7 protein-coding genes are annotated in these 7,069 nt (G+C 41.7%); 1 reads left to right on the forward strand and 6 read right to left on the reverse strand.

Annotated elements, in window-relative coordinates:
* Window positions 1-12: 12 nt before the first annotated feature.
* Both hemC and hemA read right to left on the reverse strand, forming a co-directional pair.
* On the reverse strand, window positions 13-1,599 hold the full coding sequence (gene hemC / locus CRJ00_RS11860) for a hydroxymethylbilane synthase (RefSeq protein ID WP_099367091.1): 1,587 nt from the start codon (window positions 1,597-1,599) through the stop codon (window positions 13-15).
* Between the two features lie 106 nt (window positions 1,600-1,705).
* Window positions 1,706-2,947, reverse strand: a complete 1,242-nt coding sequence (gene hemA / locus CRJ00_RS11865) for a glutamyl-tRNA reductase (RefSeq protein WP_099367085.1) — start codon at window positions 2,945-2,947, stop codon at window positions 1,706-1,708.
* A 289-nt stretch (window positions 2,948-3,236) separates the two neighbouring features.
* Here hemA and CRJ00_RS11870 point away from each other — a divergent pair, with 289 nt between their 5' ends.
* The gene (locus CRJ00_RS11870) at window positions 3,237-3,662 is read left to right on the forward strand and encodes a hypothetical protein (RefSeq protein WP_144038148.1); all 426 of its coding nucleotides are present in this window, start codon (window positions 3,237-3,239) and stop codon (window positions 3,660-3,662) included.
* A gap of 278 nt (window positions 3,663-3,940) precedes the next feature.
* On the opposite strand, the gene CRJ00_RS11875 is transcribed toward CRJ00_RS11870, so the two are convergent.
* The 4 genes from CRJ00_RS11875 to rbfA are packed head-to-tail and all read right to left on the reverse strand — an operon-like array spanning window position 3,941 to window position 6,693.
* Entirely contained in the window at window positions 3,941-4,585 is a 645-nt protein-coding gene (locus tag CRJ00_RS11875) for a hypothetical protein (protein ID WP_099367087.1), read from the reverse strand.
* Complete coding sequence (locus CRJ00_RS11880; RefSeq protein WP_099367088.1) at window positions 4,582-5,658, reverse strand: aminotransferase class V-fold PLP-dependent enzyme; 1,077 nt, start codon at window positions 5,656-5,658, stop codon at window positions 4,582-4,584. The genes CRJ00_RS11875 and CRJ00_RS11880 overlap by 4 nt, the downstream gene beginning before the upstream one ends.
* The gene (gene aat, locus CRJ00_RS11885; protein ID WP_099367089.1) at window positions 5,636-6,304 is read right to left on the reverse strand and encodes a leucyl/phenylalanyl-tRNA--protein transferase; all 669 of its coding nucleotides are present in this window, start codon (window positions 6,302-6,304) and stop codon (window positions 5,636-5,638) included. Before aat ends, CRJ00_RS11880 begins: the two co-directional genes overlap by 23 nt.
* A 14-nt stretch (window positions 6,305-6,318) precedes the next feature.
* Window positions 6,319-6,693, reverse strand: coding sequence for a 30S ribosome-binding factor RbfA (gene rbfA, locus CRJ00_RS11890; protein WP_099367090.1), 375 nt, complete (start codon window positions 6,691-6,693; stop codon window positions 6,319-6,321).
* Between the last annotated feature and the right edge of the window lie 376 nt (window positions 6,694-7,069).

Raw genomic sequence — 7,069 nt, forward strand, 5'->3', positions numbered from 1 at the left:
ATGTTTTGTTTATTAATAATCTAATCCGAAAATTGCTTCCGCCAAACCGATTTCATCTGGGGTAAAAGGAAGCGTGTATTTTAAGCCCAATTTCTCTATAGCAGCTGCGGTTGAATGACCGATACAGATGATCTTCTGGTCCGGATCTGCCAAGTTTTCGCGGAAATAGGCTTCCACATTGCTAGGGCTAGTGAAAATCATCACCTCCGCATTGGTCTTGTTCACCTCTTCTTCAATGACAGTTTCATAGATTGGCATATCGATCACCTTGGTTTCTGGAGTCAAGGCCTTTTGGATGGTCATGTACGATCCTTCAGCGCGAGGGATCAATACCGTCTGTCCATCCACCAATTTTGCAAATTCCTTCGCGATATCTTCGGTTTCAATACCTAAGTTATCACCAGAGAAGTCTGCAATGCGGTTGTACTTTCTCAACGTATCCTCAGATCCTCTGCCCAAAACGGCAATCTTGGTTTTTTTCAAAATCCAAGGCTCCAATTTAAAGAAATGTTCAATTGCATTCTTGCTGTTGAAGAAAATCCAATCAGCGCGTTTAAGGATAAAAGAATCCAATTTATTGATGGTTGGGAAAATACGGATCAACGATCGGTCATCGATCTGGATCTCGTGTTTTTTAAGGAACCTTCCCAAATAGGAGTTTTCTGCCAGATCGCGGGTGATGAATACCGAAGATGGAAGTTTTCTATCCTTGCTGTATTTGGCAAAGATCTTTTCCGCCATCCCTTCGGTGCTTTCTGCCTGCAGGAAAACGCGGTCTGGAAAGTCCTCATTCGTATCGGCAATGGAGGTCCAAGACTGGTACATGCCATCTTTTTTACGGCAATAAGAACCTAGTGGAGCGTGACAACCGGCATCGAACATGTTCAATACCTTGCGTTCTACCGCAATCGTCTCCGCCACTTCCTTATTGTGGATTCCCTGAAGGATATCAAATAATTCGGTATCGGATTCGCGGATCTGAATCGCCAGAACCCCTTGAGCAGGAGCAGGGATCAACTCCACCGGAGGGATCTCTTCCAGATGGAAATCCGAAAGATCCATATTGATCCGGGCAATCCCGGCTTTTGCCAACATAATGGCGTCGTATTTTTCATCCCTTAATTTCTGAACCCTAGTCTGCAGGTTTCCACGGAGGTCATCGAATTCTAGGTCTGGTCTTAAGGAAAGTAATTGTGCTTTTCTACGGTTGGAAGATGTACCAATGGTGGCATTGTGCTTTAGGGATAGGCGTTTGCTGATATCCACACAATCCTTATGTACAATCAGTAGTTCTGCAGGGTCTTCCCGTTCCGAAACGGCTGCAATAATTAACCCTGGAGGGTTTACGGTAGGTAAATCTTTGTGAGAATGCACCGCGAGGTCAATACCTCCGGACAACAGTTCCTCTTCCAATTCTTTGGTAAAGAAACCTTTGCCTTCTAATTTATCCAATCGGAGATGTTGGATGATATCTCCTTGTGTTTTGATGATTTTTAACTCGGCCTGTACCCCAATGTCAGCCAATCGATCCTTGACAAAGTTTGCTTGCCATAAGGCCAATTCACTGCCCCGGGTACCGATGATAAGTTTTCTGTTCACGTTCAAAGATTTACATATGAATAATTCGCTGGCAAAGTTAAGGAAATAGCCAATCAATTCTGCCTTTTTATTGTCAGAATGCGAATATTTAAAATAGCGTTAGGAATTAGTTGCTCTCAGATTCCGCAGATTTCACGAGAATCTCTTTTGCCATCACCATGGGAACTTTGATGTATTTCTTTTCCATGTAATTGATGACTTTGTTGAGCACTTCGCGGGCCTGAGGATCAAGCTGTTCCATTTCATTGGCGAAAACCTCGGTCATGGCCAATTCACGAATCGCTTTAATTTGCTCTGGAACTTCTTTCATCGCAACTTCTACTCGACGTTGCTTTAAAATCGGAAGGAATTCTTTGATGTTTTGGTCGATGATCTTCTCGGCACTCTCCAATTCTGCATAGCGCTCTTGAATGTTCTTCTCCGCAATCTGTTGCAAACTGCTCACCTCAATGTATTGGATCGGGTGTTTTGCAATGATTTCCGCATCGATATCATTCGGAATTGCCAAATCGATAATCACTTTTTTATCATCTTCGCCATTCAATAGGGATTGATAAAGGTCTTCATGGATGATCGCCTCAGGAGCTCCTGTACAGGTAATCATCAAATCGAACCCTTTTTTGTAATTTTTCAATTCCGATAAAGGGTAAACAGGCGCGTTCAATTCTTCAGCTAGTGCTGCAGCGTTTTCAACGGTTCTGTTGAAGATGGTAAAATTGTTGTATTTATGTTTCTTCAGGTATTTGGCCAAGTTTTGGTTGGTTTCGCCCGAACCAATAACCAATATCCTAGGGTTGTCGTTTAATTTTACTTCACGTAGCTTACGGTAAGCCAAAGAAACCACGGAGATGGGGTTGCGTGAAATATTGGTGAAGGTATAGACCTCTTTTGCCGTTTTAACCAGGCGGTCCATCATCAAGCGTAAGAAATCGCCGGTAAATCCTGCTGCTTTACAGCGATCGTAAGCACGGCGGATCTGGGCAAGGATTTCTTTTTCTCCGACCACTAGACTCTCCATGGAGCAGGAGGTACGGAAAAGATGTTGAAGGGCTTCTTGACCAGTATATCTGTTCACTTGGCTTAGGTAACATTGCATGCGCTCAGCCGGTACACAGAAATTCATCTTGTCAAGAAATTGAACTACAAAATCATCGTTCAATTCATGCGGTCCATAAAACACAAATTCCACCCGGTTACAAGTACCGATGTAGAATATTTCAGGGATGTCTAAACTGTTCTTAAGGTTAATAAGGCGATTATCCAACTCCTCATTGCATATAACCAAATTCCCAAGATCTTTTAGATCGACATGTTTATGGGTAAACGCTATAACTTTTAAATTCTTCAAAGCTTAATCTTCCGCCAATAATTTTGTACTGCAAATGTAGATTAAAACCTTTGGGATATTGTCAAAAATCTGTCAATACAATGAATTTAGAACGATTATAAATAATGTTAAAAAAATGTTAAAATGCTATTTTAGAGGATGTTATAGAAGTATTTGAAAAATAATTGTGATGACAATCATAATTTATAACGGGGAAAAGTCACCATTATTGTAGGGGTTTTAAGGAGAAAAAATCGGGATGAACGATAAAATTCATAAGGTTTTCTCATATTTGACAAAAAATAAAGATATGAATCGCTTAAACAAACCAATGGCTATTATCGGATTTATTGTTGTGTTTTTATCCGCAATTTTCTGTCCTTTCTTGAAAGCACCCTTACAGGCGAACTGGAACTTATTTCAGGTGGATATGGGGCTGTATATGATCACTAATGGGTTGTTGGGATTGGCTGTGCTGTTGTTTTTTATCCGGAAGTTACGAGCATTTCGGATAGTGGGTTTGGTGTTAGTGGGCTGGTTGGTATTGGCAATGGGCTTGGTGTATTTCCAGATCCATAATTATTTTGGTTGGAAGTTTATTGATAATATTTTGGTGAAGACATTGCATATGAAATGGGGCTGGGCGGTGATAATCGTAGGCGCTTTGATTATTGTTTTTTCCGTAGGAAAAGGATCGGTAGGAAAAGGAAACCCAATTGCAGAACGAGAAGATTAAACTGTATCGTCCTTGGGAGTAACTGTATCGTCATTGCGAGGAGGCACGACGAAGCAATCTTTCTCCGTACCCGTATCCCCCTTGTCCTCCTGAGTGTAGCCTCCATGTCATGCTGAGTGTAGCCTCCATGTCATCCTGAGCGGAGTCTTCATGTCATCCTGAGCGGAGTCGAAGGATCTGTTCGTATACCACCGTAAAGATGCTTCGACTACGCTCAGCATGACATGACTACGCTCAGCATGACACTACTCCACTCAGCATGACATGATTCCCCCCGCTTATCTCCTCCCTGGCCTATGCGAAATAAAATGATCCTTCAACTTATCCAATCCAATATTCTCCTCCACCTTATCCAACTCAAATAACCAAGCCTTTTCCGGCAAAACCTCCGATTGCTCCTTCGAATTAATCAAATCCAACGGTTTCACCTTCACTGTTTTCTCAATTGCCGATTTTCCCTCATGGCTTCTCCGAGAAGTCCGCACAATCTGAAATTCCATCGTCGGCCATTTATTGATCGCCGAAAAATTACCCGTATAAATCTGATTATACTCCCTTGCAGGAATAATATTCGCAAAAATCCCAGTTCGTTTATTTCCCGAAACCTCCTCCACAGCTACCAATAGCTCAAAAGAAGTCTCATTGACCAAGAAAAACTTCACCAATCCATCCTTCTGCTCACCAGTAAGCGCCAAATAAATCCCTTTGTCAATAAATTTAGCATTCAGATTCACCTGCACAGGTTCATCATCCTCTGCCATCCGCATATTTCCATGCACCAAAGTAATCTTATTCAGCAATACCGGAATCTCAAACCCTGTATCATCCGTTACCCCCACCATCTCATTCCCTAAAAAAGCCGTAATATGTCCTTCTATGGGCTCTTCTACAAATCGTACTAAATCGCCTATTTTATAATTCATCGTAAACTTTCTATTATTTCTATCAATCGATGTACATCTTCCTTGTCATTATATAGATGCAATCCTATTCGTATTCCTGTTCCACGTGGGAAACATTTAACTCCACTCTGTAATAAATTTGGATATAAAGCCGGGTCGATCTGTATATTGATCAAGGAAGACCTGTTCGCTCTTTTGCAGATATCCAACAGAAGATCCCTTTCATCCAACAACTCATAAGCCTCATTCCGCACTTCCTCCAAATGTGCGCCGACTTCCCTTAAATCCATTCTTTCCAAGAATTTTAGCGATTGCTGCAAGGTCCCATGTGCCAACGTATCCTGATGTCCCGGTTCAAAGAACGTTCCTAACAAGGATTTGGTTTGCCACATGGCAGCCTTTGGACGTGGAATATCCTTCAGCATCCCATTCAGAAAATCAGCTAATCCATCACTCAGCGTAATAAAGCCATTACCAAACCCCGACAACAACCATTTATAACCTGAACAGGCTAGCGCATCTATCCCCGAAGCTTTAAAATCGAAAGGCTCCGTGCCCAAGTATTGCGTAGCATCGGCGATGATCCACATCTCCGGAAAGGTCTTCTTGAGTTGCTTAATAAAACCCAGATCAATTTTTAATCCCGAAATATACTGAACCACACTAAAGACAAAAACATCCGGCCGCTGCGTTTCGATAGCCTCCAGAATCCTTTCCTCCACATTTATTCTGACCGGAACTTCCTGAAAACTTAACCTCCTATTGATCAAGGGATATTGCAGGGAGGGGTATTCATCCGCTAAAACCAAAAATTCAAAATCAGTTGGCAAGCGTTCTATCAGGGTGTTATAACCAAAGGAAAAATTCGGCGTTAGGAAGGTGTTTTCGCTATTCGTATTGAATAAGGTAGATATGCTGGCTTTTACTTCCGAAAGGAAATCCGCCTGCTTATCCCGTAGGTCTGTATGGATATCAAAAAACGTTTCATCCCAATTTCTTCGCCACGCAAGTGTTTCCTTAGGAATCAATCCGTTTCCGGGTGTATTGACATATAAAATCTGCTCAGAGAGGTTAAAGTGTTCTTTGAAATCCATAGGGCTTTATATCTTGATGAGCTAAATCTAGCAAATATTTCTCTTGGCTGATTAATTCTGCCCCCATTCTTTGCAGATGTTGCGATGGTACCTGGCAATCGATCATCGACAAACCAAAATCTTGTGCAAGATGGACCAAGGCGACTTTGGAAGCATCGGAAACTTTGGAGAACATACTTTCTCCACAGAAAACACTTCCTACCTGAACACCATATAATCCCCCAACCAACTTATTGTCCTGCCAAACTTCTATACTATGTGCATATCCGGCCTTGTGCAGATTAATATAGGCTTGTTGCATGTCATCAACGATCCAAGTGCCCTGTTGACCTTTTCGATCCATCGTTGCACAGGCTTGAATTACCTCTGTAAAAGCTGTATCTACTGTGATTCGGAATTTGCCGGATCTTACTGTTTTCTGTAGGCTTTTTGAGATTTTTATCTTTTCAGGATAGAGCACAAATCTTTCAAAAGGCGCATACCATAATATGGGGGTGTCCTCATCATACCATGGGAAAATTCCGTATTCATAGGCCAATAGTAACCGATCGATGCTTAAATCGCCGCCAACGGCCAATAGTCCATCTTCGTCTGCTAATGAAGGGTGAGGAAAACTGATCTGTTTTTCATCCAATCTGTAGATCATGCCTTTAAGAAGTACTATTCTTCTGGTTGGCGAGGTTCTTTGCTGATCTCGTCAAACAATTTATCCATGTGCTCCACATATTCGTTGGTATCATCCAGGAAGAATTCCAACTGTGGAACAATACGTGCCTGGTTTTTGATCCTTGCACCTAATTTATAGCGGATCTCGTTGGATTTGCTTTTGATGTTTTCCAGATCTGCCTTTGCTGTAGAAGTTTTTAGGAAACTAAGGTAAACGCGTGCGATGGCCAAGTCGGGTGTAACCCGAACTTTGGTCACAGTAATAAAAGCACCTGGAGCCCATGCATTACCCTCACGCTGAAACATCTCCGCTAAATCCTGTTGGATCACTCCTGCAAATCGTTGTTGTCTTTTACTTTCTGTTGCCATGTTTATCTGTTTTTAACTGTTGTTCACGGACAAATGAGTGTCCGTTTTACAAATATAAGATTTTTGGGCGTCATTGAGAGGAACTTTACCCGTCATCGTAAGTTTGTAGGGAAGTTATAGGAATTAAAGAAACAGAATATAATTTTGTATTTCATTTAGGATACAGCGAGAGAGGGAGTAAGATTTTTAATCGTCATTGGTCCTTGAGAGACCCTTCGCAATGTTAATCCCCCTCTCTTATTCCTATCATAAACTTGGACAGTTCATTAGGCCAGGAGCCTGTTTTTACGATTGATAAGTTATGATAAGAGCTGCTGTAATCCACAAAAATGGTATACAAAGATGGTAACAGGTATTGATTGTTCAAAGGATTATT

This window comes from Sphingobacterium sp. 1.A.4, from assembly GCF_002734245.1.
GTDB lineage: Bacteria > Bacteroidota > Bacteroidia > Sphingobacteriales > Sphingobacteriaceae > Sphingobacterium > Sphingobacterium tenebrionis.